The following is a 25,634-nucleotide window of genomic DNA, read 5'->3' as shown; positions in this document are numbered from 1 at the left end:
TAGAAAGGAACGAGGAGAGCTAGGATGGAAAAATTAGTTGAGCGTATCAAAACACATGGAAATGTGCTGGGCGAAGGGGTTCTTAAAGTGGACCAATTTTTGACCCACCAAGTGGATTATGAGTTGATGAAAGAAATCGGTACAGTCTTCGCGGAACGGTTTCAAGGAAGCGGCATCACAAAAGTAGTGACCATCGAAGCTTCAGGGATCGCACCAGCGCTTTATACTGCAGAACAGTTACAAGTACCAATGATCTTTGCCCGTAAAGCAAAGAGTTTGACGATGGATGAAGAGCTTCTGACTGCATCTGTCTATTCCTTTACTAAGCAAGTGACCAGCCAAGTATCGATTTCCAAGAAATTTTTGTCTTCAGATGATACGGTCTTGATTATTGATGATTTCTTAGCAAACGGACAAGCTGCAAAAGGATTGATCGAATTGTGTCAGCAAGCAGGAGCAAAAGTCGTTGGCATTGGGATCGTAATTGAAAAATCATTCCAAACTGGTCGACAATTGCTTGAGGAGATGGGGATTCCTGTTGTTTCACTAGCACGGATCGCCTCATTGTCGGAAGGCCAAGTTAGCTTTTTAGAAGGAGATGCCTAATGAAAGAAACGAATAGCCGTTCAGCAGTTTTAGGCTTGCAACATTTGCTAGCGATGTATGCAGGAGCTGTTGCCGTTCCTTTGTTGATTGGAACAGGTCTGGGCTTCAATGAAGCTCAGATGACGTATTTGATCTCGATCGATATTTTCATGTGCGGAATCGCTACGCTTTTGCAATTAGTTGTTACCCGCTTTTTCGGGATCGGCCTACCAGTCGTTTTAGGCTGTGCCATCCAAGCTGTCTCCCCATTGATTTTGATTGGCACCAAATCAGGGATCAGTGCGATTTACGGAGCGATCATTGCCGCTGGGATTTTCATTGTTCTGATCGCTGGCATTTTTTCGAAAATCAAAGTCTTGTTCCCCCCATTGGTGACAGGAACGGTGATTACCGTCATCGGCTTGACCTTGATTCCAGTCGCCATCACCAAAATCGGTGGAGGGGATGCCGCAGCTGCTAACTTTGGTGATCCAACGAATTTATTGTTAGGCTTTGTGACGATTGCCTTGATCATTGGGGTGCAGGTCTTTGGGAAAGGCTTTATTCGCTCGATTGCCGTTTTGATTGGTTTGATCGGTGGGACCATTTTAGCAGCGCTCTTAGGATTGGTGGATCTTTCTGCCATCGCCCATGCGCCTGTGTTTCATTTGCCTCAGCCTTTTTATTTCGGCTTACCATCCTTTGATCTGTGGTCGATCGTTTTGATGATCATTATTTCCATCGTGAGTCTGGTAGAGTCCACTGGCGTTTATTTTGCGCTGGGAGATATTACTGAAAAACCGATTACAGGCAATGACTTAAAGCGCGGCTATCGTGCGGAAGGCTTGGCGGTGATCCTTGGGGGGATCTTCAATACATTCCCTTATACTGGATTTTCACAAAATGTAGGTTTGGTTCAACTTTCAGGTATTAAGACACGACGCCCGATTTTCTTTTCAGCTATCTTTTTGATCGTATTAGGGCTGTTTCCAAAAGTTGGTGCCATTGCGCAAATCATTCCAGAAGCAGTACTGGGAGGCGGCATGTTAGTGATGTTTGGCATGGTCGCTGTTCAAGGGATGCGAATGCTGAGCAAAGTTGATTTTATGAATGACAAGAACTTGTTAGTGATTGCGGTCTCGATCGGTTTTGGTTTAGGGTTCAATATGATGCCAACCTTATTCAGTCAGATGCCTGAAACCGTCCAAATGTTTACAGGCAATGGGATCGTCATGAGTAGTTTGACAGCCATTGTTTTGAACCTGTTCTTCAATGGATTGCCGAAAGAAACAGACGAAGTTACGGAATTGAGCTTGCAACAGTAAGTCGATTTGATCCAGACGAGGATTCGTCTGGATTTTTTGTATTGTTCCTTTATTTGTCTTTTTCCTGCCAAACAGAAAGACTGAATGGTTTTCTTAGCCATAAAAACGAACGATACAAAGTTAAACTATCAAATAGTTCGAAAATATTTTGACATTGCTCCGGCAACTCGTTACTATTTAAAGGGGAAAGTGATTGTTAGTCATAACGTGCTATGCAAAGGGCGTTGGGTCGCAGTGACAAACTGCTGCTAACAAACTAATTTCGTGAGAAAATACTTCTGAGCTTGTTTCAGAAGAAACTAGTAAAAAATCGTTGGAGGGAAAATCAAATGAAACCAGCAGTTGCAGTGATTATGGGGAGCAAGTCAGATTGGGAAACAATGAAGGAGTGCTGCTTGATTTTAGATGAGTTAGCGATACCTTATCAGAAAAAAGTCGTTTCGGCACATCGTACACCAGATTTGATGTTCGAATTTGCCGAAACTGCTCGTGCAGAAGGAATCAAAGTCATTGTCGCAGGAGCAGGAGGAGCAGCTCATTTGCCAGGAATGGTCGCAGCGAAAACAACGTTGCCCGTCATTGGTGTGCCTGTACAATCTCGCGCATTAAACGGGTTGGATTCCCTACTATCGATCGTGCAGATGCCAGCTGGGGTACCAGTAGCAACAACAGCGATCGGAAAAGCTGGCGCAACTAACGCAGGACTACTTGCAGCGCAGATGCTTTCCATGTATGATTTAGAGATAGCGGAGAAATTAAACGCGCGAAGAAATACATTAAAAGAAATTGTATTGGAAAGTAGTGATCAACTTGATTAAACCTTTAATGCCCAACGCAACGATCGGAATCGTTGGCGGAGGACAGCTAGGTCGTATGATGGCAATGAGTGCCAAAGAAATGGGCTTTCGGGTTGGCGTCTTAGACCCTACTGCCAATTGTCCAACAGCCCAAGTCGCTGATTGGCATATTGTTGCTGCCTACGATGATGTGTTTGCTTTAGAAGAAATGGCTCGACGTGCCGACGTGATCACCTATGAATTCGAAAATGTCAGTGTCGAGGCTTTGAATTCCATTTTGCCTTATTCCCATATCCCTCAAGGGACTGACCTGTTAGCAATCACTCAAGACCGTTTATTAGAAAAGTCATTTCTAGAGGCTAACAATATCGTAATTGCACCTTATGCCACGATCATCAGTCCAACGGATATCCAAGATGCCATCGACAGTATCGGTTATCCCTGTGTGTTAAAAACGACTAGAGGCGGTTATGACGGAAAAGGGCAGCACGTGTTATACAGTACCGCGGACTTAGCGCCTTCGATGAACTTACTGCGTGAAGGGACGTGCGAATTAGAAGCGTGGATTCCTTTTGAAAAAGAATTGTCGATTTTAGTTGCTGGTAATGGAGAAACCTTTACCACTTTCCCAGTGGTAGAAAACATCCACCGCAACAATATTTTGCATCAAACGATCGCTCCTGCGCGCATTGATCCAGAAGTTGCCGAAGAAGCCAAACGGATCGCTCATATTATTGCGAAGGCCTTGGATCTGCAAGGCGTTTTAGCCATCGAAATGTTCTTGACTAAAAGTGGCGGCTTGTATGTCAATGAGTTGGCACCGCGACCACATAATTCTGGTCACTATTCGATCGAAGCTTGTTCCATGAGTCAGTTTGATGCCCATATCCGGGGGATCTGTGGCTGGCCATTACCAGAAGTGTCATTGCTTTCACCAGCAGTCATGGTCAATGTCTTAGGCGATGAATTGACAGAAACGTATGAGTTGATTGCCACAAAACCTGCTTGGCAATTCCATTACTATGGCAAAGAAGAAGCGAAAACCGGGCGTAAAATGGGTCATATCACTGTTTTGACAGAAGATATCGCAGAGACCACTGAAGAAATCTATCAAACCAATATTTGGGATTAAAGGAGATAATAACATGTTAGAGCGTTACACAAGACCAGAAATGGGTGCTATTTGGACCGATCAAAACCGTTACCAAGCGTGGTTAGAAGTAGAAATATTGGCGGATGAAGCTTGGGCGGAACTAGGGGAGATACCGAAAGAGGATGTTGCTTTGATTCGTGAAAAAGCAACCTTCGATATCGACCGTATCTTAGAGATCGAAGCGCAAACGCGACATGATGTGGTTGCTTTTACCCGAGCAGTCTCTGAATCTTTAGGTGATGAAAGTAAATGGGTCCACTACGGCTTGACGTCGACGGATGTTGTTGATACTGCGTATGGCTACTTGATGAAACAAGCCAACGACTTGATTCGGGAAGATTTAAATCGTTTTGTGACGATCATTGGTGAAAAAGCCAAAGAATACAAACATACCGTAATGATGGGACGTACCCATGGTGTACATGCGGAACCAACGACCTTTGGCTTGAAATTAGCCTTATGGTATGCGGAAATGAAACGCAATGTCGAGCGTTTTGAGCGGGCAGCAAAAGGGGTCGAAGCAGGAAAGATCAGCGGAGCAGTTGGAACCTTTGCAAATATTCCACCGTTTGTCGAAGAGTATGTCTGTGAAAAATTAGGGATTCGTGCGCAAGATATTTCCACACAAGTACTACCTCGTGACTTGCATGCAGAGTATTTCTCTGCAATGGCGTTGATCGCAACTAGCATTGAGAAATTTGCCACCGAAATCCGGGGCTTACAAAAATCAGAAACCCGAGAAGTTGAAGAATTCTTCGCAAAAGGTCAAAAAGGTTCTTCTGCCATGCCCCATAAGCGTAACCCAATCGGTTCTGAAAATATGGCGGGACTTGCACGAGTCGTTCGCGGCCATATGGTGACAGCTTATGAAAATGTCTCACTGTGGCATGAACGGGATATCTCACATTCATCGGCAGAACGGATCATTATTCCGGATACGACGATTTTGATCGATTATATGCTGAATCGCTTTGGCAATATCGTCAAAAATCTGACTGTTTTCCCAGAGAATATGAAGCGCAATATGAATGCGACCTTTGGATTGATCTACAGCCAACGAGTGATGTTGAAATTGATCGATCACGGTATGACAAGAGAGCAAGCCTATGACTTGGTTCAGCCAAAAACAGCGCAAGCTTGGGATGAGCAAACGGATTTCCGTCCACTATTAGAAGCTGATCCAGCCATTACGGATGTGTTGTCCAAAGCAGACTTAGACGATGCGTTTGATTACAACCATCATTTAAAACAAGTCGACACGATCTTTGAACGTGTCGGTTTAGCCGAATAAGAAAAAAGCCGCAACCTTCAGATCCTTGTCTGATGGTTGCGGCTTTTTTTAATAATGTTCAGCTAAGTAGGTCAATAGCTCAGGTGCTAAACCAGTTGCTGATTGGTTTTCCTGGCGATCTTCTAGCATGGAGACCATCAGAAATCCTTGGTCTTGCGAATCAAAGGCAAATAAGAAACTGTTTTCCTGGCCTTTTTCATCTTGCTTTTCTTTGATTTCAGCTGTTCCTGTCTTAGCAGCCAATGGAATGTTTAATGCTGCCAAGGAATGTGCAGTTCCGTTTGGATCGGAAACAACGGCGGTCAAATCTTGATTGATTTGATCGATCGTTTCTGCTTTAAAGACTTCTTTGTCTTTTTGCTCTTCCTCTTTCACTAAACGGGGATAGACCAGCTTCCCTTGATTGGCAAAGACGGAGTAGATCGCCGCTTGCTGGATTGGATTCAATAACAATTCTCCTTGGCCATAGCCGGTATCTGCCAGTAAAATGTCCGAATTGAAGGAGTCTTCATTTGAAATTTGAGCAGGATTCATCGCGATCGGTAAATCCAATGTTTCACCAAAAATCAACTTCGACAAGCCGTCACGAAAGGTATCTTCGCCCATAGATAGGGTTTGTTGCGCCATATAAATGTTATCAGAGTATACCAGTGCATCCTTGAGATTCACAGAAGCTACATCAGTAACTCTCGTCACAAAGTAGTCGCCCCACGAGCTATCTTTTTGCCATTTCAATCCATCGATCGCGATACTCTGCGTAGGATCGATCGTGCCATTTTCCAAGCCGATCGCACCAGTGATGGCCTTAAAGGTCGAACCAGGTGCATAGGCCGTAGCAAAGCGGCTGATGAAAGGCAGGTCTTCATTTTGTTCATACGCATCATAATCTTCTTGTGAGATCCCTTGGGTCATTTTATTGGGATCATAACTTGGCGAGCTGGCAAGTACCAACAGATCGCCAGTTTTGGGTTCAGTAACGACCGTTGCTCCTGCTTGGTTTTGTAAGGAGTCAAACGCCGTCTTTTGGGCTTGGGCATCAATGGTCAAGTGGATATCCTTGCCATCTGCGCGTTCTTTTTCTAACAGGACGACTTTTTCAGCACCATCTTCATCTGTGATGGCGATTTTTCCGCCGTTTTCTCCTCGCAACTCTTTATCGAAGGCAGCTTCCAGACCACTACGACCAATTTGTCCGTTGCTTGCTAGTGTTTCATCTTTTTCGATATCTTCCGCTGTTACATTTCCTAAGTAACCAATCAGTTGGGCGGCAGCTTCCCCAAGTGGGTAAGTGCGTCCAGTCGTTTCTTTTAAACTTGTTCCAGTTGGCATCTCATCCGTTGGTTCGATGATCTTCAAGGGGACGAACAACTCATCTTGAACCCAAGATTGCCCCAACGCTTGATTGATGGCTTCTTCTGTCAGGTCGAAACGTTCCGCGATCGCTTTGATATTGGCGTTTTTTTCGTCTCCCGTGCCCAGTTGCCCCGGAACGACGCCTAACTGATAAAGCGTGCCATTTTCTGCTAGTGGTTCGTTGTTTCGGTCGAGAATCTCACCGCGAGTGGCATTATCTACGGAAATACTGACTTTGTCTTGTCCCTCCATTCCTGGAAAGATCAACTGAGGGGACCAATCGATCTTGGCTTCGTTATCAGCTACAGTGATCGTGCCGCTATAAGAAAGCTCGGTTAATTCACCTAACGAGGTGGTCAAGGAACCGTTGTATTGGAAATTGAATTGATCGGAATCCTTGTCATTAGGAGTTACCTCAATCCCAGAGGCTTTAAATGATTCAGCACCGATACCAGTGAAGATCGCTTCGTATTTTGCAGAGACTTCGTCTGCGGTAAAGCCGGTTGATGCTAAACTGTCTTCAGACACGAAGGCAGGCAAGTCACTGTACTTCTGATCGGCCAAAGCGTCGATAAAGGAAGTGAGGGCTTTTTTAGCAGCGGCTTCTTCTTGCCGATCCTGATAGACGGTATAACCATAATAGCCGCCGCCTAGTACCAATAAGGCGGCAGGAAGTGCCAACCAGACGAAGCGCTTGGGCTTTTTCGCTGGCTTTTCGTTGCGAGAGCGCCGATTTTCTGACATATTATTGTTCCTCCTTCAAAGCCGTCATACGGGCATGATAAAGCGGCAACAGCGTTTGATAAACTGCTAAAATATCCGCCAGCTCAACGTCTTCGATCATTTCTTTCGGAAAAATCTTTCCAATTTGAAGCTCGCTTTTTTTGACTTTCTTCAATCGTTCCAGATAGGTTGGCCACATGGCGATAGGGTGGTGGTCGTATTTTGTGTGATCAGGAGAAAGTGTAAAGTCAGCTGGTAATTGATCGAATAATTCTTTTTGGGCCAACCAGGATTCAGCGATCGTTGCCTGATTTTTCGGTTGATCGATCACGCTGAGCCAAACAAAGACATACGCTTGATTGATCCCAATTTGAAAGTGGGCATCCATTTTATAGCCTCGTTTGTTCGGACCGATCCCTGCCCAGGTTTCGGCAGGAGGGTAGACGGTTCTGCGTCGGTGCTGAGCAATATGCAAATAAAAAGGCTCTTGGCAGCTTTCTTCAATTAATGGGATCGCTGCCTCACCGATCGTTTGAAAAATCGGCTGAATCTCGGCACGGATTTTTTCCATTCGTTCGTCTAACGTTTCTAAAGAAAAAGCATCAAATGATTGTTTCGTAAATAGCATAATCGTATCCTTTCTGTTGTCTGAAAATAGTATAACAAAAAAAGCCCGATAAATTACGGGCTTTTGTTTATTTTACCTTTTTTTATTGAAGGATACTCAGTCAATTTGCCGCTGGACTCAATTTAAACGTTGGTGTCTGGCTTTGTTCCTTCAAAAGATGCAAAAGATCATCCAAGAAAGAAAAATCCATTTCTTCTAAATTAAAATAAATCCGAAAAGAATACGTATGTTTAAATAAGCTTTGGCGATGGATTTGATGAATAATCAATTCGTCATTGCGTTCATTTTGAAATTGTAGAACACGCTTTTGTTCTTCGGTATAATGAGGGCGCGCCCCTTTTTTGAAGGGACTGAATAAATAGAAACTTGTTTGTTGGTTGATGGAAAGGATTTGCTGCACGGCCAATAATTCGTTATGGAGCTGTTGTTTTTCTTTGTCTGATAAATGAGCTAAAAAAAGTTCAGCACGATTCTTTAGCGACCACATATAGTACTCCTCCTTGAATGTAGCTACAATACGACCTAAATATAGCATGAAAAAAGAATATTGTAAACGCTTTATAAATCCTTTGCTGCTTCTAAAGAGGGATCTACTTTCAACCAACTGGGTAAAAAGCGAACATTCGTGTTTATTAATATGTAAATGTACAGATAATCGTTGACCCGCTTTTTCTGCGTTGTTAGAATAATAAGCAAATAAAGATGTGTGTCATCGCTATGTGAAAAATATTACTTAACTGAGGTGGATTATGAAATCAGAAGTGCTTCTTTATGAAGGAAAAGCCAAGAAATTGTTTAAAACCAACGAAGAGGATGTATTGAGAGTCGTTTATTTGGATCAAGCTACTGCATTGAATGGTCAAAAGAAAGATGCCGTTGTAGGAAAGGGTGCCTTGAACAATCAGATCACTGCGCATCTTTTTCAGCGGCTAGCCGACAAAAATGTCCCAAGTCACTTTCTTCAATTAGTGTCTAAACACGAACAATTAATTCGAGCTGTCACCATGATTCCTTTAGAAGTCGTTGTTCGCAACACGGCTGCTGGTAGTTTTTCAAAGCGCTTGGGCATCGAAGAAGGAACCAAACTGCCAAAGCCGATCGTAGAGTTTTACTACAAAGAAGATCGCTTGGATGATCCGTTTATCAATGATGATCATGTGTTTTATCTAGGGCTTGCCTCAGAAGAGGAGCTGGACCAGATCAAAACATTGGCGCTGCAAGTCAACGCTGCGTTACTGGAAATCTTTGCGAACATCAACATTCGCTTGATCGATTTTAAAATCGAGATCGGCAAAACCAAAAAGGGCGAGTTGCTTCTGGCTGATGAGATTTCACCAGATACTTGTCGTTTATGGGATATGGGGACAAATGAGCATCTTGATAAAGATGTTTATCGACGTGATTTAGGGGACATCGTTCCTGTTTATGAAGAAGTCTTAAATCGTTTAGAAAAGGAGAATTCAGCATGTATTTAGTCAAAGTTTATGTAACCTATAAGGAATCTGTTTTAGACCCTCAAGGGGAAGCTGTGAAAGGAGCGGTTCATCGCTTGGGGTATCAAGATGTCAGTGATATTCGGATCGGGAAATACTTTGAAATCAAAGTGACACCTTCAAACAATCAAACACAAGCAGCTGTAGCAGAAGAAATCGAAGCGATCTGCGACAAGCTTTTGGCAAATGTCAATATGGAAACCTACCGTTATGAAATGGTTCAAATGGAGGAAGCGGCCCTATGAAATTTGCAGTGATCGTTTTTCCTGGATCAAATTGTGATGTTGATTTGATGTGGGCAATCAAAGATATCATGGGGGCAGAAGCAGAATATGTGCGCCATGATGCAGACAGTTTAGCCGGTTTTGACGGTGTTTTGCTTCCAGGAGGATTTTCTTATGGTGATTACTTAAGATGCGGAGCGATTGCCCGTTTTTCTACGATCATGTCAGAGGTCATTCGTTTGGCAAATGAAGGCAAACCTGTCTTTGGTACCTGCAATGGGTTTCAAATTTTAACGGAAGCGGGCTTGTTACCAGGGGTTTTACAAAGAAATGAATCACTCCATTTTATTTGCAAACCGGTCCGTCTGCAAGTGAATAATCAAACAGCTTTTACTTCTGAGTATGAAACGGATCAAGTCATTACGCTTCCTGTCGCTCATGGTGAGGGCAATTATTATTGTGATGAAACGACTTATCAGGAATTGGTTGCCAACAATCAAATCGTTTTCCGTTATGAAGATAACGTCAACGGCAGCCTACACAACATCGCTGGTATCTGTAATAAAGCTGGCAATGTTCTAGGCATGATGCCTCATCCAGAACGAGCGATGGAAAGCTTACTGGGCTCAGAAGATGGCAAGAAGTTTTTTGCTTCATTATTGAAAAATTTTGGGAAGGTGCCTGTAAATGGATAAAATGATCGTAAAAGAACCTACACCACAAGAAATCAAAGACACGAAATTATACGAGCAATGGGGATTGACCCAAGAAGAATATCGGATGATCTCAGAAGATATTTTGGGGCGTTTACCGAACTATACCGAAACTGGACTCTTTTCAGTGATGTGGAGTGAACATTGTTCTTACAAAAATTCCAAACCTGTTTTGCGGAAATTCCCGACAGAAGGGCCGCAAGTACTGCAAGGACCTGGCGAAGGTGCGGGTATCGTGGATATCGGCGATGATCTAGCCGTCGTTTTTAAAGCGGAAAGCCATAATCATCCTTCTGCGGTGGAACCTTATGAAGGAGCAGCAACTGGTGTTGGTGGGATCATCCGCGACATCTTCAGTATGGGTGCAAGACCGATTGCTGTTTTAGACTCCTTACGATTTGGTGAGTTAGATAATCCAAGAACGAAATATCTTTTGGAAGAAGTCGTTGCTGGGATCAGTGGCTATGGCAACTGTATTGGGATTCCGACCGTCGGTGGTGAAGTGGCATTTGATCCTTGTTATGAAGACAATCCATTAGTCAATGCGATGTGTGTAGGGATCATTGCCCACAAGGATATTCAAAAAGGGCAGGCCAAAGGTGTTGGAAACACCATCATGTATGTCGGCGCAAAAACAGGACGCGACGGGATACATGGGGCGACTTTTGCATCGGAAGAATTTGTCGAAGGGGAAGAACAACAACGTTCCGCCGTACAAGTCGGTGATCCTTTTATGGAAAAACTTTTGTTGGAAGCTTGTTTGGAATTGATCGTGGATCATTCGGACATTTTAGTCGGAATTCAAGATATGGGTGCTGCTGGATTGGTTTCTTCTAGTGCCGAGATGGCATCAAAAGCCGGATCAGGGTTGCGCTTAACGTTAGATGATGTTCCACAACGAGAAACCAATATGACACCTTATGAAATGATGTTGTCAGAATCCCAAGAGCGGATGCTGATCTGTGTCAAAAAAGGACATGAAACTGAAGTGGAAGCACTCTTTAAGAAATATGATCTAGAAGCCGTCGTGATCGGTGAAGTAACAGATGATGGCAACTATCGTTTGTTCCATCACGGACAGGAAGTCGCTAATTTGCCAGTAGATGCTTTAGCTGAAGATGCGCCGACTTACTACAAAGAGATGGCAGAACCGAAACGGATCAAAGTGTTTAAGGAAACACCAGACTTTGTTCCAGTGATTCACTCAGCAACGTCTGTATTTGCCGATCTACTGCAGCAGCCGACGATCGCTTCAAAACGCTCGATTTTTGAAACCTACGACTCGCAAGTTCGTACCAATACCGTGGTAGGACCCGGCAGTGATGCCGCTGTTTTACGAATCAAGGGAACCAATAAAGCCTTGGCGATGACGACTGACTGTAATGCTCGTTACCTGTACTTAGATCCAGAAGTCGGCGGACAGATCGCAGTTGCAGAAGCTGCTCGAAATATCGTCGCTTCCGGTGGGCGTCCATTGGCGATCACTGACTGCCTTAACTTCGGCTCGCCAGATAAACCAGAAGGATTCTGGGAGTTATCCACGGCTGCTGACGGGATCTCAGAAGCTTGTCGTGTGCTAGAGACACCAGTAATTTCTGGGAACGTCTCCTTATACAACGAAACGGACGGACAATCGGTCTATCCAACGCCGGTAATTGGGATGGTCGGATTGATCGAAGAGCTGGCGCATATCACGACGCAGCATTTCCAAGCAGCGGGGGATGCGATCTATGTCCTAGGGGAAACCCATGCTGACTTCAATGGGTCTGAATTGCAAAAACTGCAGACAGGAAAGATCGCTGGGCGTTTAATGTCCTTTGACCTTGAAACAGAAAAAATGAACCAACAATTGGTTACCGCAGCGATCCAAGCAGGTCTTGTTCAAAGTGCCCACGATTGTGCCGAAGGTGGTTTAGCGATCGCTTTAGCCGAATCCGCTTTTGACAAGGGCTTTGGTCTAAATGTGACCGTGTCATTGCCAGCAGCACAATTGTTTTCAGAAACCCAATCCCGATTTGTGCTTTCAGTCGCACCTGATAAGCAAGCAGCTTTTGAAGCGCTGGTAGGCGCTGCTGCAACAGCGATCGGGGAAGTGACTGCTGATGGCCAGATTCGCATGCAAGCACAAGATGATACGATCGAGATGCCCCTTACTGAGGCGAAATTGAAATGGGAGGAAGCCATTCCATGTTTAATGAAGTAAAGAGCCTCAACGAGGAATGTGGGGTTTTTGGTGTTTGGGGTCATCCAGATGCCGCTCGTGTCACCTACTTCGGACTACACAGTTTGCAACATCGCGGCCAAGAAGGTGCAGGGATTGTCACGAATGATGCGGGGAAACTCAATGGCCACCGTGATTTAGGGTTGCTAGCGGAAGTCTTTTCGGATGAACGTGTCCTCCAGCGTCTGACAGGAGATGCTGCCATTGGTCACGTTCGTTACGCAACTGCTGGTAATGGTAGCGTTGATAATATTCAACCATTTTTATTCAAATTTTTTGATCAGCAGATTGGCTTAGCTCATAACGGCAACTTGACGAATGCGAAAAGTCTACGGAAATCCTTAGAAAAGGCTGGTGCGATTTTCCACTCGAATTCCGATACAGAGATTCTCATGCACTTGATCCGTCGCAGCGAAGAACCGCTTTTTATGGATCGGGTCAAGGAGGCATTAAATCAAGTTAAAGGTGGATTTGCGTACCTTTTACTGACCGAAAATGCCATGATCGCAGCACTAGACCCCAATGGCTTTCGGCCATTGTCAATCGGGAAAATGGTCAATGGTGCTTATGTGGTGGCTTCAGAAACCTGTGCGTTGGAAGTCATCGGTGCGGAATTTATTCGTGATGTCCGACCAGGCGAAGTCGTGATCATTGATGATGCAGGCATTCAAATTGAACAGTATACCCAAGAAGTACAACCTGCGATATGTTCGATGGAGTTTATCTATTTTGCCCGTCCTGATTCCAACATCGCTGGCGTCAACGTCCATCGTGCCCGTAAAAATATGGGCCGTCGCTTAGCACAAGAGGCGCCGATCGAAGCGGATATGGTCATTGGTGTACCGAATTCATCCTTATCTGCTGCCAGCGGGTACGCAGAAGCATCAGGTATTCCCTATGAATTAGGCTTAGTAAAAAATCAATACATCGCACGAACGTTTATTCAACCGACGCAGGAGTTAAGGGAACAAGGTGTACGGATGAAGCTCTCAGCTGTTCGTGGCGTAGTCGAAGGCAAACGAGTGATTCTAGTCGACGATTCGATCGTCCGAGGAACCACCAGCCGCCGTATCGTGCAACTGCTAAAAGAAGCAGGTGCCAAAGAAGTTCATGTACGTATCGGTTCGCCGCCTTTGCGCTATCCGTGTTTTTACGGGATCGACATTCAAACGAGAAAAGAATTGATCGCAGCCAAATATACGGAAGCTGAGATTTGTGAAAAAATCGAAGCAGATTCTTTGGCCTTTTTAAGTGAAGACGGGTTGATCGAAGCGATCGGTTTAGATTTTGACGCACCTTACTCAGGATTGTGTATGGCCTATTTCAATGGCGATTATCCAACCCCTTTGTATGATTATGAAGAAAACTATCTCGCGTCTTTAGCTGAATAAATTGTAGGCAAAAATGGGTTTTCAAACGAAGCAGTGAAGGACCGCTGGTTTACTTGCGTTAACGACGAATGAGCTGAATGAAGAAAAGCGGATGAATGATTGAGGAGGAACGAACGTGGCAAATGCATATGCAAAAGCCGGTGTCGATGTCGAAGCCGGTTATGAAGTAGTCGAACGGATCAAAAAGCATGTGAAACGAACAGAACGTCTAGGCGTGATGGGGGCAATCGGGGGCTTTGGTGGCTGTTTTGACTTATCATCGTACCAATTGAAAGAACCAGTACTCGTTTCTGGGACAGATGGTGTAGGAACTAAGCTTTTATTGGCGATCCAGCAAGAACAGCACACAACGATCGGCATTGATTGCGTCGCAATGTGCGTGAATGATATCGTCGCTCAAGGGGCAGAACCTATCTACTTCCTTGACTATGTTGCAGTCGGTAAAAACGATCCTGCAAAGATCGAACAAATCATTGCTGGTGTCGCAGAGGGCTGTGTGCAAGCGGGTGCTGCCCTGATTGGTGGGGAAACCGCTGAAATGCCGGGAATGTACCAACCAGAAGAATATGATCTTGCTGGCTTTGCCGTAGGAATCGTCGAAAAAAGTCGCTTGATCACTGGAGAAACCATCAAAGAAGGCGATGAGCTGATTGGTTTGCCTTCATCAGGCATTCACTCGAATGGGTACTCTTTAGTCAGAAAAGTCTTTTTTGAACAGCATGGCTATACAGGAGCAGAAACATTTGCAGAACTTGGCAACCAAACACTTGCAGAAAGTTTATTGACGCCAACGAGAATTTACGTGGATGCATTGAAGCCTTTATTGACAGAAGGATGGCTAGCTGGAATTTCTCATATCACTGGTGGCGGCTTTGTTGAAAATATCCCGCGGATGCTGCCTGAAGGTCTGGCGGCAGAAATCTCCTTAGACACTTGGCCGCAGTTGCCGATATTTGATCTGATCGCTGCTCATGGCGCGATTCCTCACCAAGAAATGTTCGAGATTTTCAACATGGGGATCGGTATGGTCTTAGCCGTTGCGCCAGAAAATGTTGCGGCAGTAATGGCGCTTCTATCCGCCAATGAAGAACCAGCGTATCGGATCGGTAAAGTGACGAAACGTGACAACGAAGCTGTCTGCTTTAAAGAGGCAGTCCGATGAGGATCGCCGTCTTTGCTTCTGGAACGGGCAGCAATTTTACAGCGATCGCCGATGCGATCCAGGCTAATGAAATCAAAGGGGCGCAGATCGGATTGGTCTTTTCCGATAAACCTGCAGCGCCAGTGATAGAAAAAGCCCGCGCAAGAGACTATGAAACGCTTGTCTTGGAGCCAGCGGCTTTTGCGTCAAAAGCAGCCTTTGAAAGGAAATTGATCGAAGAATTGCAGTATCATGCCATCAATTTTATTGTTTTAGCTGGGTATATGCGGATCATCGGGAACACCCTATTATCCGCTTATGAAGGCAGAGTCATCAATATCCATCCCTCGTTGTTGCCGAGCTTCCCAGGCAAATCTGGGATTGCCGATGCCTTCGCTTATGGCGTGAAAGTGACGGGGGTTACGGTTCATTATGTCGATGCTGGCATTGATACAGGGCCAATCATTGCCCAAGAAATCGTTCGGATTGACACCGACGATACGTTAACAAGTGTGACAGAGAAAATTCATCAAGTGGAACACCAAATCTATCCAGCTGTTTTAGCTGAAATTGTGGAAAAGGGGCTATCAAATCGTGAATAAACGTGCATTAATCAGTGTGTCTGACAAAGAAGGACTGGTACCATTTGTCCAAGAATTGACCAATTTAGGATTTGAAATCATTTCAACTGGCGGGACCAAAACCGTCTTGGAGGAAGCAGGGCTTCAACCGATCGGCATCGAAGCGATCACAGAATTTCCTGAAATGATGGACGGTAGGGTAAAAACGCTACATCCGCGGGTGCATGGTGGTCTGTTAGGGCGACGTGATCTGCCTTCTCATATGGAGGCAATGGCTGAGCACGGTATTTTACCGATCGACCTCGTTGTCGTCAATCTTTATCCATTTAAAGAAACGATCAGCAAGCCTGATGTCACAGAAGCCGACGCAATCGAAAATATCGACATCGGCGGACCAAGCATGCTGCGTTCTGCGGCGAAAAACCATTCCTCAGTAACTGTTGTCGTTGATCCCAAGGATTACGACTGGGTTTTAACTGAGCTGAAGGAAGGCAATACGACGTTGGCATCAAGAAAGAAATTAGCTGCCAAAGTCTTCCGCCATACCGCAGCCTACGATGTCTTGATTGGTGAATACTTGACCAAAGCGGTGGCTGAAACAGAAACGGAGAACTTGACGAAAACCTATGTTTTGAAACAAACATTGCGTTATGGTGAAAATAGTCATCAGAAAGCTTCCTTCTATCAAGACGCATTACCCGTGCCCTATTCGATTGCCAGCGCAAAACAAATCCACGGCAAAGAATTGTCTTACAACAACATTAAAGATGCTGACGCTGCCTTACGGATCGCAGAAGAATTTACAGAGCCAACTGCAGTAGCCCTAAAGCACATGAATCCATGTGGAATCGGAAGTGGAGAAACGATTGCTGAAGCTTTCCAAGAAGCTTACGAAGCAGACCCAGTGTCGATTTTTGGCGGGATTATCGTCTTAAATCGTCCAGTTGATGTGACAACTGCGCAGCAGCTGCAGCGGATTTTTCTTGAGATCATTATTGCACCTGCATTTGAAGAAGGAGCACTTGAAATCCTAACGAAGAAAAAAAATCTGCGCTTGCTGGTTGTTGATTTCGAAAAAGCAGCCAAACAGCCAGAAGTTGTCTCTGTCCTTGGGGGCTTATTGGTGCAAGAACCAGACGATCAAATGGAGTCACCAGCAGATTGGACCGTGGTGACCAAAAGACAGCCGACACCAGAAGAAATCGCAGCCTTGGCATTTGCTTGGAAAGCGGTGAAACACGTGAAGTCCAATGCGATCGTTTTAGCCAATCAACAGCAAACCGTCGGGATCGGTGCTGGTCAAATGAACCGCGTTGGTTCAGTGAAAATCGCTGTGGAACAAGCCCGTGAAAACAATAAATTGGCTGGTTCAGTGCTGGCAAGCGATGCCTTTTTCCCGATGGATGACAGTGTCGAATATGCAGCACAACAAGGAATCAAAGCGATTATTCAACCTGGTGGTAGTATCAAAGATCAAGAATCGATCGACATGGCAGATAAGTACGGTGTGGCGATGGTCTTTACTGGTGTTCGTCATTTTAAACACTAAGAAATAGGAGAAGACGATGAAAATACTTGTTATTGGTAGTGGTGGCAGAGAACATGCCGTCGCAAAAAAGTTTCTGCAAGACCCTCAAGTTGAAACAGTCTTTTGTGCAATGGGCAATCCTGGAATGCGAAAAGACGGGATCGTGACAGTCGCAATTGAAGAGTCCGATCATGAAGGTTTGATTGCTTTTGCTCAAGAGCAGGAGGTTGATTGGACCTTCGTTGGTCCAGAAGTTCCATTACTAAATGGCATCGTAGATGATTTTCAGGCGGCGGGCTTGGAAATTTTTGGTCCCAATCGACAAGCAGCGATGATCGAAGGATCAAAAGAGTTTGCCAAAGAATTGATGCGGGCCAATCACATTCCAACAGCTGACTATCAAAGTTTTACAGATAGTGCGCAAGCAAAAGCGTATATCCAACTTAAAGGTGCACCGATCGTTATCAAAGCGGATGGCTTAGCGGCAGGCAAAGGCGTAGTTGTTGCTGAAACCGTTGATGAGGCGAATGCAGCTGTCGAAGCGATGCTGGAGCAAAATGCTTTTGGTGAAAGTGGTGCAAAAGTGGTGATCGAAGAGTTTTTGGCTGGCGAAGAGTTTTCGCTCTTGGCGTTTGTTAAGGACGAAGCCGTCTATCCAATGGTCATTGCCCAAGACCATAAACGTGCGTTTGATGGCGATTTAGGGCCGAATACAGGAGGTATGGGGGCATACACACCAGTACCGCAGATTCCGCAAGAAATGGTCGATCAAGCGGTCAAAGAAGTTTTACTTCCTGCAGCAAAAGGGATGATTCGTAATAAGACACCATTTACTGGTATTCTTTATGCAGGTCTGATTGCTACTAATGATGGACCGAAAGTCATCGAATTTAATGCGCGTTTTGGTGATCCAGAAACGCAAGTCGTGTTAAGTCGTTTAGATAGTAGTCTGGCACAGATCATTGATGATCTCTTGCAGGATCGAGTGCCTGTGATCCGATGGAATCAAGCGGCTTCGATCGGTGTCGTGATTGCATCGCAAGGATATCCTGGCAAGTATCAGCAAGGAATGCCTGTTCCATCTCCTCAAGGAGAAGGAACGCAATTCTTTTATGCAGGAGTGGAGGAGACTACTGATCAAGGCGATTTGACGGCAGCTGGTGGTCGTGTTTTTCTTGTGGAAGCTTCAGCTGAGGATTTAGCTACTGCACAAAAGAACGTCTATGAAGCAATCAATAAATTGCCTTTGTCGGGTTTGTTTTATCGAAATGACATTGGTGACAAAGCCTTACACTATAGCAACTCATCAAAGGCGATGAAGTAAAGAACGTTTCTATGGGTAATGCAAATTGAAAGTAAAGGATGACTGCCAGTAGAACCGATCGGTTGTGCTGGTGGTTTTCATTTTATAGGAGGTTTTTTTGACGTTGGTGTAGCGTTTTCATCTTGTTGTGCTAAAATAAGAATGTAGTTTAAATAAGGAGGAACTTTACGTGAAAAAAATTAAATTCGGTCCCACTGATTTAGAAGTATCTAGCGTGATTTTAGGTTTGATGCGAATCAACAATGCCAAAGACCCAGTGAAAGTATTGACGACAGCGATTGAAAATGACATTACCTTTTTTGACCATGCCGATATCTATGGGCGCGGGGAGTGTGAAACGATTTTTGCGGAAGCGTTAGCAAAAACGGATGCCAAAAGAGAAGAGTTGTTTATTCAATCAAAATGTGGCATCGTTCCAGGTGAAATGTTTGATTTTTCGAAAGAGCATATCATTTCTTCCGTGGAAGGTAGTTTACAGCGTTTGAAAACCGATCATTTGGATGCGCTACTATTGCATCGCCCTGACACTTTGTTTGAACCAGAAGAAGTGGCAGCTGCCTTTGATCAATTAGAAAAAGACGGCAAAGTGAAATACTTCGGTGTCAGCAATCAAAAACCTGGTCAAATCGAATTGTTGAAAAAATATGTTTCCCAACCTTTAGTAGCGAATCAGCTGCAATTCGGGATCATGCATACGGGAATGATCGATCAAGGAATTCATGTCAACATGACGGATGCTGGTAGTGTCGATCATGATGGAGAAATTCTTGAATATTCTCGCTTGCTTGAGATGACGATCCAAGCTTGGTCTCCGTATCAATATGGTTTCTTCGAAGGTGTCTTTATCGGTAACGAGAAATTCCCCGAGTTGAACGAAAAATTGACTGAACTAGCGGACAAGTATCAAACGACACCAACAGGTATTGCTTCTGCGTGGATCTTACGTCACCCTGCAAACATGCAAGTGATTGCTGGAACGATGACCCCGCATCGGATCGAAGAAATCGCACAAGCATCTTCGATCGTATTGACTCGCCATGAATGGTATGAGGTGTATAAAGCAGCTGGGAACATCTTGCCGTAATTTATTAGTAAATCCCGTTTTTTTCAGTACTTATAAGGATGAATGTTCGCAAAAGACGAACATTCATCCTTTTTTTTCAAAAAGTATTTCTAAAAAGCTTGTATTTCACTTCTAGGTGGTTTAAATTGTTGTGGGCGTTAAAAATAGGCGGATGCCATTTGATGCTTGCTTCACTCTTAGTAAGATTTGGAGGATATTTTTATGTTTGACATGAAAGTTTTTGATTACGAAGATATACAACTGATTCCTAACAAGTGTATCGTGAACAGCCGTTCAGAATGTGATACCACGGTGACATTAGGCGGACACTCGTTTAAGATGCCTGTTGTTCCTGCAAATATGCAAACGATTATTGATGATTCGATCGCAGAATTTTTAGCTGAAAATGGCTATTTTTATATTATGCACCGCTTTGATGAAGAAGCGCGGATTCCATTTATCAAAAAAATGAAAAGCCGTGGCTTGATTGCTTCTATCAGCGTAGGTGTCAAAGAAAATGAATATGCCTTTGTGGAAGAACTAGCTGACAAAGAGCTTGTTCCTGATTTTATTACGATCGATATTGCTCATGGCCACTCAAACGCCGTGATCAATATGATCCAACACATCAAGAAGCATTTGCCAGCAACGTTTGTGATCGCTGGAAATGTTGGAACGCCAGAAGCAGTTCGTGAATTGGAAAACGCTGGTGCAGATGCAACGAAAGTCGGCATTGGACCAGGGAAAGTTTGTATCACAAAAATCAAAACTGGTTTCGGGACTGGCGGCTGGCAGTTAGCAGCACTACGCTGGTGTGCCAAAGCTGCTCGCAAACCAATCATTGCAGATGGAGGCATTCGGACACACGGCGATATCGCTAAATCTGTCCGCTTTGGTGCAACAATGGTCATGATCGGTTCATTGTTTGCAGGTCATGAAGAATCACCAGGGGAAACTAAGGTAGAAAACGGCGTTGTGATGAAAGAATACTTTGGTTCTGCATCAGAATTTCAAAAAGGTGAAAAGAAAAACGTGGAAGGAAAGAAAATTTGGATTCAATACAAAGGTTCTTTGAAAGACACGTTAGTTGAAATGCAGCAAGACTTGCAGTCATCCATCTCTTATGCAGGTGGAAAAGATTTAGAATCGATTCGTAAAGTGGATTACGTAATCGTAAAAAATTCGATTTTCAATGGAGATACGATCTAACTTTTATATGGAAGAAACGGCCTTTTAAGGTCGTTTTTTTGTTCTCATAGAATAAAAGAACATCTGATCCATTATCGTAAGGTAAGAGGAACTCTTGAATGAATGTGCTGTATTAGCAGGATAGAAGAAAATGACAGGAAAGTCCTAAAAGACTACTTATTTCATTAAGAATGATTCTATATTGACGGATTTTATTGAATTAACCTTCATTGTTAACCTTTATTAATGAAAAGACACTAGTTTTTCTCTCGAATCATCAGTGAGTGTAAGCTCGTTTTTTCTTAGAAGGTTTAGAGTAACTGAGTGACAGGATTGCTATGAGGATATTCAGCAACTGATGTGTTTGATGAAAAGAGTATCGATGTTACACGACAAATAGATATTTCTCTAATTGTTTTTTTATTAAGTTGTCCATTATCAATTAATGAAAACGAGAATCTGCAAAATGAATCAAATCAGCTGCCATCCATGTGTTTTGTCAAAAAAATGGTGGTATTTTGCTGTTGTAAGCCTATTCGTGCTATGCTACCCTTATTTGTGAAAGATATTAACTAGTGAATTGAAAAAGAAAGTAGGAGTAAATTTGATTAAAAAAATCGTTAAAGTTTTTTTGGGATTAGTTGTGGTTTTAGGTATTATAAGCTTCGTTATCCCATCATCTGACGGGGATGGAGAAAATGGTTCAGAAATTGCGGATGCTGAAGAAGTGATTCAAAACGAGAATGATTCAGATACAGGAACAAGTGAGCTTCAAGAACCAGAAGCTGATGAAGAAGATCAAGCTGAAGAAGATGCAACAATTCCCAGAGAACACAGAAATGCTTTACGTGCAGCTGAAAACTATCTTTTATTAATGCCCTTTAGTAAGGCAGGACTTTTTGAACAACTAACATCAAGTTATGGTGATGGTTATCCTGAAGAAGCTGCCCAATATGCCGTGGACAATGTTGAAACTGACTGGAATGCAAATGCTTTGAAAGCGGCTGAAAACTATTTAGACCTGATGCCAATGTCTGATAGTGAATTATATGATCAGCTAGTATCTGAATACGGAGATAAATATACCCCAGAGCAAGCGCAATATGCTATTGATAATCTAGCTGATTAATTTACTGCAACTCCTGTCACACTTTAAAGTAATACAAATCAGTATTGCTAGGACAAAATAGTCAGAACTCTCAATGGCTATTCCTTTCTAAAAAGCAGTTATGGGACCTTGATTAGTCTCTTAGCTGTCTTTTTTGATTTTAATGGAATATCAGCATAGTGAATAGGGCGGTATGGCATTAGTTAACTTGAAGCAGTCTGCGCGAACAAAGGAATACAAGCACATAGATACAAATGTTTTGAAATATAAAATCACATCAGTTCTTTAACGTTGTTATTTTATTGTAAGACCTTTCATTTGAAAACCTATAGAAAACTTGGAAAAAAGGGTGCTTTTTTCCTTAGATGCTGTTGACATTGGTTAGGATAGCAGTTATTATGTGGGTAGTTGGAAGAAAGACTTCCGACGAACTGACATTTTATACAAATAATTGTTAGGTGAGGCTCCTATATGGACACAAGCTGCTGCCGCAAAAGCATCGAGAGATGCTTAGTTGGTAGGACAGGTCTAATCGTGAAGGTTAAACCCAAAGCAGCTGATAGCAAGTTTGCTATCTACGCCCTATAGTGCTAAAGCTCTACAATGATCATGAGTTTTTTACGCATGCTTATTGGGAGCGTGCGTTTTTTTGTGTCTTTTGCGCGCGTTCCACAGTGACTTACCTAATAAAAAGAAAGGAAGATTCACATGGAATACCCCAGTCCCCAGATGAAACAGCGGAGTAGTTATCGAATCGCTAGGGGTGGCGTAAGCAACTCCTAAGTGCTAGGAGGAAAAAAAGATGTTAAAAAAACTATCTAAAGATCAAGAACTAAAATTACTTGCAAAATTGACCGAAAGAGAATTGTTGATGGAGATGCGGACCTCCTTCCAAGGGTTATCGGAAGAAGATGCTGCAGAACGTTTAGCAGAGTATGGTCCAAACAAAGTCGACGCACAAAAACCAACACCCGCTTGGTTGATGATCTTAGGCGCTTTTAAAGATCCCTTTGTGTTAGTTTTAGCCCTATTAATGATTATTTCTTTTGTAACAGGCGATATTGAAGCAGTGATTGTGATGGGAATCATGATTTTAGCCAGTGTCATGATTACTTTCGTCCAAGAATACCGTTCCCAAAAAGCAAGCTTAGCGTTAAAAGAACTTATTGAAAATACTTGTTCCGTAACCAGAGATGGAATCACGAGAGAAATTCCAATGGATGAGGTCGTTCCAGGAGACATCGTCACCTTAGCAACCGGCGACATGATCCCTGCGGATGCGATCTTGATTTGGACCAAAGATTTATTTATCAATCAATCTTCATTAACAGGCGAATCAATGCCCGTTGAAAAATTTGTCGATGCTGGGATCAAAGAAAGCGATGAACAAATTTCTGCACTAGATATGCAAGATCTTGTTTTCATGGGTACCGATGTCTTAAGTGGTCAAGGAAAAGCCATTATATTGAAAACCGGTCAAAGTACATTCTTTGGCGATATTGCTAAAAATGCGACCACGAAACGGGGCAAAACAACCTTTGAAGATGGCTTAACAAAAGTCAGCAAGCTATTGTTGCGAATGGTCATGGTTCTTTTCCCAATCGTTTTACTGATCAATGGATTAACCAAGGGTGATTGGGGCGAAGCGTTGTTCTTCGCGATTGCAGTAGCAGTTGGTTTGACGCCAGAAATGCTACCAATGATCGTTACCAGTAACTTAGCCAAAGGGGCGATCTCTTTATCAAAAGAAAAAGTGATCGTCAAAGAATTGCCTTCAATTCAAAACTTAGGTGCAATGGATGTGCTATGTACCGATAAAACGGGTACGATCACCGAAGATCGTGTCGTGCTGGTACAACATTTAAACCCGTTTGGCGTAGAAGATAAACAGGTTCTTGATATGACCTATTTAAATTCTTACTATCAAACAGGGTGGAAAAACCTGATGGATATCGCAGTCCTAAACTACTATGAAGAAGAAGGTTTGGCAGCGCCATTTAACGATGTGACAAAAATCGATGAGATTCCTTTTGACTTTTCACGTCGCCGCTTGACGGTTGTTGTCAATGCGGATGGTCATCAACTAATGGTCACAAAAGGTGCAGCTGAAGAAATGGAGCAAGTCTGCAAGTACGTAGAAGTTGATGGCAAAGTGATGGAACTGACTCCTCAATTGAGAGAGCAATTACGTCAAGTGAACCTGCGCTTGAATAAACAAGGGATGCGTGTGTTAACGGTTGCCGTAAAACGCGATGCCCACGCAGATGCCGTTTATTCTGTAGCAGACGAACAAGACATGATCATGATTGGCTTTATGGGCTTCTTAGATCCAGCAAAAGAAACAGCCAAAACAGCGATTGCTTCTTTACACGGTCATGGCATCAATGTCAAAGTGTTGACTGGAGATAATGCGATCGTTGCGCAAAAAGTTTGCCGAGATGTTGGTATCGATGCAGATAAATACTTATTGGGAACCGATATTGATCATCTATCAGATGAAGAGTTAGCAGCGAAAGCTGCAAAAACCAATCTGTTTGCAAAATTAAACCCAATGCAAAAATCACGAATCATTGAAACCATTCAAGCAGCAGGCCATACGGTCGGCTTTATGGGAGATGGCATCAACGATGCGCCTGCTTTACGCACGGCAGATGTTGGCATCTCGGTTGATACAGCAGCGGATATCACCAAAGATGCCAGCTCGATCATTTTATTAGAAAAAAGTTTGAATGTCCTTGATAAAGGGGTCATCGAAGGGCGCAAAGTATTTACCAATATGATGAAGTACATCAAAATGACGTTGAGTTCGAACTTCGGGAATGTTTTCTCGATTTTAGTTGCTAGTGCCTTTTTACCTTTCTTACCAATGTTGTCCATTCAATTGTTGGTTCAAAACTTGGTGTACGATATGGCACAATTGACGATTCCATGGGATAACGTAGACAAAGCAGAGTTAGAAAAACCAGTCAAATGGCAAGTGGGCGGACTATTGAAGTTTACCGTCGGCATTGGACCGGTCAGCAGCATCTTTGATATTTTGACCTTCTTTGTGATGTGGCATGTCTTTAGTGCAAATACGATCCAAGAGCAAGCCTTGTTCCAAGCAGGATGGTTTATGATCGGCTTAACGACACAAACCTTAGTTGTTCACATGATCCGAACAAGAAAATTACCATTTATCAATAGTATTGCTTCACCGGCAGTCCTGATCTCCAGCGTCTTAGCAATTGCAGTTGGCTTCTTAGTTATCTTGACGCCATTGCACACCGTCTTCGATTTTGCGGCGCTGCCATCAAGCTACTGGCCATGGTTTATTGGTATCAATTTCGCTTATTTAGTAACAGTTGAATTTGCCAAACGCATTTACATTCATGTAACGAAAGAATGGATTTAAAAAAACAGGTCGGCGTTCTTCCTATGGAGGGGAGAATTGCCGATCTGTTTCTTTTTATCCGATCTCTGTATTATTTTTTTCTCATCTTAAGAAAATTCTTTTTGATTCAAGTCGAATCCTTCACAAGTAATAAAAGGAGGTTAATGGTAAATCTGTTTAGCAAAATGATGATTGCTGTAATATTCTTAAATAAAAAAAAGAATCTGAAAAGAAAAAACTGAAGAAAGCGATTGCTTTAATGTGATTAATTTCACTAATGTTTTCTTAAGAGTTGCTACAGTGGGAATTGTTTTATTAAAAAAAATACCCTTTTCACTTGTCATTTTCGAAGTTAAATGATAATTTATAAGAGTAAATGAAATTTCGATAGTACAGATTTAAACCCTGTTACATACGAAAGTGAATTTTTA

The 25,634-nt window shown here is 43.3% G+C and carries 21 protein-coding genes and 1 riboswitch; of the genes, 18 read left to right on the top strand and 3 right to left on the bottom strand.

What is annotated here, in order from left to right:
• Window positions 1-24 precede the first annotated feature (24 nt).
• The 5 genes from IGJ44_RS09670 to purB all read left to right on the top strand — a co-directional run bounded on the left by IGJ44_RS09670 (window position 25) and on the right by purB (window position 5,151).
• A complete protein-coding gene (locus IGJ44_RS09670) occupies window positions 25-606 on the top strand; it encodes a xanthine phosphoribosyltransferase (RefSeq protein WP_074535223.1) in 582 nt (193 codons plus the stop codon).
• Window positions 606-1,910: a nucleobase:cation symporter-2 family protein gene (locus IGJ44_RS09665; protein ID WP_005230003.1), complete on the top strand. Its 1,305-nt coding sequence runs from the start codon at window positions 606-608 to the stop codon at window positions 1,908-1,910. The genes IGJ44_RS09670 and IGJ44_RS09665 overlap by 1 nt, the downstream gene beginning before the upstream one ends.
• 329 nt (window positions 1,911-2,239) lie before the next feature.
• Window positions 2,240-2,728: a 5-(carboxyamino)imidazole ribonucleotide mutase gene (gene purE, locus IGJ44_RS09660; RefSeq protein WP_010749580.1), complete on the top strand. Its 489-nt coding sequence runs from the start codon at window positions 2,240-2,242 to the stop codon at window positions 2,726-2,728.
• A complete protein-coding gene (gene purK, locus IGJ44_RS09655; protein WP_015509893.1) occupies window positions 2,712-3,839 on the top strand; it encodes a 5-(carboxyamino)imidazole ribonucleotide synthase in 1,128 nt (375 codons plus the stop codon). Before purE ends, purK begins: the two co-directional genes overlap by 17 nt.
• Window positions 3,840-3,852: 13 nt before the next feature.
• On the top strand, window positions 3,853-5,151 hold the full coding sequence (gene purB / locus IGJ44_RS09650; protein WP_005231933.1) for an adenylosuccinate lyase: 1,299 nt from the start codon (window positions 3,853-3,855) through the stop codon (window positions 5,149-5,151).
• A 48-nt stretch (window positions 5,152-5,199) separates the two neighbouring features.
• Here the strand turns inward: purB and IGJ44_RS09645 are convergent, their stop codons facing one another.
• From IGJ44_RS09645 to IGJ44_RS09635, 3 genes are all read right to left on the bottom strand, one after another.
• Window positions 5,200-7,248 carry a penicillin-binding transpeptidase domain-containing protein gene (locus IGJ44_RS09645; protein ID WP_167827054.1) on the bottom strand — a complete coding sequence of 683 codons (2,049 nt, stop codon included), beginning with the start codon at window positions 7,246-7,248 and terminating at the stop codon, window positions 5,200-5,202.
• 1 nt (window position 7,249) lies between these two features.
• The gene (locus IGJ44_RS09640) at window positions 7,250-7,855 is read right to left on the bottom strand and encodes a DUF1054 domain-containing protein (RefSeq protein WP_167827053.1); all 606 of its coding nucleotides are present in this window, start codon (window positions 7,853-7,855) and stop codon (window positions 7,250-7,252) included.
• Between the two features lie 100 nt (window positions 7,856-7,955).
• On the bottom strand, window positions 7,956-8,390 hold the full coding sequence (locus IGJ44_RS09635) for a hypothetical protein (RefSeq protein ID WP_087627619.1): 435 nt from the start codon (window positions 8,388-8,390) through the stop codon (window positions 7,956-7,958).
• A 214-nt stretch (window positions 8,391-8,604) separates the two neighbouring features.
• Here IGJ44_RS09635 and purC point away from each other — a divergent pair, with 214 nt between their 5' ends.
• From purC to mgtA, 13 genes are all read left to right on the top strand, one after another.
• Window positions 8,605-9,330 carry a phosphoribosylaminoimidazolesuccinocarboxamide synthase gene (gene purC / locus IGJ44_RS09630; protein ID WP_430605665.1) on the top strand — a complete coding sequence of 242 codons (726 nt, stop codon included), beginning with the start codon at window positions 8,605-8,607 and terminating at the stop codon, window positions 9,328-9,330.
• The gene (gene purS, locus IGJ44_RS09625; protein WP_010749587.1) at window positions 9,321-9,593 is read left to right on the top strand and encodes a phosphoribosylformylglycinamidine synthase subunit PurS; all 273 of its coding nucleotides are present in this window, start codon (window positions 9,321-9,323) and stop codon (window positions 9,591-9,593) included. Before purC ends, purS begins: the two co-directional genes overlap by 10 nt.
• Window positions 9,590-10,267: a phosphoribosylformylglycinamidine synthase subunit PurQ gene (purQ, locus tag IGJ44_RS09620; RefSeq protein ID WP_010749588.1), complete on the top strand. Its 678-nt coding sequence runs from the start codon at window positions 9,590-9,592 to the stop codon at window positions 10,265-10,267. The genes purS and purQ overlap by 4 nt, the downstream gene beginning before the upstream one ends.
• On the top strand, window positions 10,260-12,488 hold the full coding sequence (gene purL, locus IGJ44_RS09615) for a phosphoribosylformylglycinamidine synthase subunit PurL (RefSeq protein WP_430605664.1): 2,229 nt from the start codon (window positions 10,260-10,262) through the stop codon (window positions 12,486-12,488). Before purQ ends, purL begins: the two co-directional genes overlap by 8 nt.
• Entirely contained in the window at window positions 12,473-13,897 is a 1,425-nt protein-coding gene (gene purF, locus IGJ44_RS09610; protein ID WP_010749590.1) for an amidophosphoribosyltransferase, read from the top strand. The genes purL and purF overlap by 16 nt, the downstream gene beginning before the upstream one ends.
• Before the next feature lie 115 nt (window positions 13,898-14,012).
• Window positions 14,013-15,059: a phosphoribosylformylglycinamidine cyclo-ligase gene (purM, locus tag IGJ44_RS09605; RefSeq protein WP_074535226.1), complete on the top strand. Its 1,047-nt coding sequence runs from the start codon at window positions 14,013-14,015 to the stop codon at window positions 15,057-15,059.
• The gene (gene purN / locus IGJ44_RS09600; RefSeq protein ID WP_074535227.1) at window positions 15,056-15,640 is read left to right on the top strand and encodes a phosphoribosylglycinamide formyltransferase; all 585 of its coding nucleotides are present in this window, start codon (window positions 15,056-15,058) and stop codon (window positions 15,638-15,640) included. The genes purM and purN overlap by 4 nt, the downstream gene beginning before the upstream one ends.
• Window positions 15,633-17,168 carry a bifunctional phosphoribosylaminoimidazolecarboxamide formyltransferase/IMP cyclohydrolase gene (gene purH, locus IGJ44_RS09595; RefSeq protein ID WP_074535228.1) on the top strand — a complete coding sequence of 512 codons (1,536 nt, stop codon included), beginning with the start codon at window positions 15,633-15,635 and terminating at the stop codon, window positions 17,166-17,168. The genes purN and purH overlap by 8 nt, the downstream gene beginning before the upstream one ends.
• A 16-nt stretch (window positions 17,169-17,184) precedes the next feature.
• A complete protein-coding gene (gene purD, locus IGJ44_RS09590; protein ID WP_074535229.1) occupies window positions 17,185-18,471 on the top strand; it encodes a phosphoribosylamine--glycine ligase in 1,287 nt (428 codons plus the stop codon).
• A 169-nt stretch (window positions 18,472-18,640) separates the two neighbouring features.
• Window positions 18,641-19,555, top strand: coding sequence for an aldo/keto reductase (locus IGJ44_RS09585; protein WP_074535230.1), 915 nt, complete (start codon window positions 18,641-18,643; stop codon window positions 19,553-19,555).
• Between the two features lie 210 nt (window positions 19,556-19,765).
• The gene (gene guaC, locus IGJ44_RS09580) at window positions 19,766-20,743 is read left to right on the top strand and encodes a GMP reductase (RefSeq protein WP_005230038.1); all 978 of its coding nucleotides are present in this window, start codon (window positions 19,766-19,768) and stop codon (window positions 20,741-20,743) included.
• Window positions 20,744-21,326: 583 nt separating this feature from the next.
• Window positions 21,327-21,851, top strand: a complete 525-nt coding sequence (locus tag IGJ44_RS09575; RefSeq protein ID WP_240934881.1) for an Ltp family lipoprotein — start codon at window positions 21,327-21,329, stop codon at window positions 21,849-21,851.
• 422 nt (window positions 21,852-22,273) lie between these two features.
• Window positions 22,274-22,445: riboswitch (M-box (ykoK) riboswitch) on the top strand.
• A gap of 187 nt (window positions 22,446-22,632) precedes the next feature.
• Complete coding sequence (gene mgtA, locus IGJ44_RS09570) at window positions 22,633-25,224, top strand: magnesium-translocating P-type ATPase (protein WP_074535231.1); 2,592 nt, start codon at window positions 22,633-22,635, stop codon at window positions 25,222-25,224.
• Window positions 25,225-25,634 lie beyond the last annotated feature (410 nt).

Origin of the sequence: Enterococcus sp. DIV1368d (genome assembly GCF_050542975.1) — a bacterium.
Lineage (GTDB): Bacteria > Bacillota > Bacilli > Lactobacillales > Enterococcaceae > Enterococcus_D > Enterococcus_D casseliflavus.
This window is presented reverse-complemented; position numbering and strand designations above follow the sequence as displayed.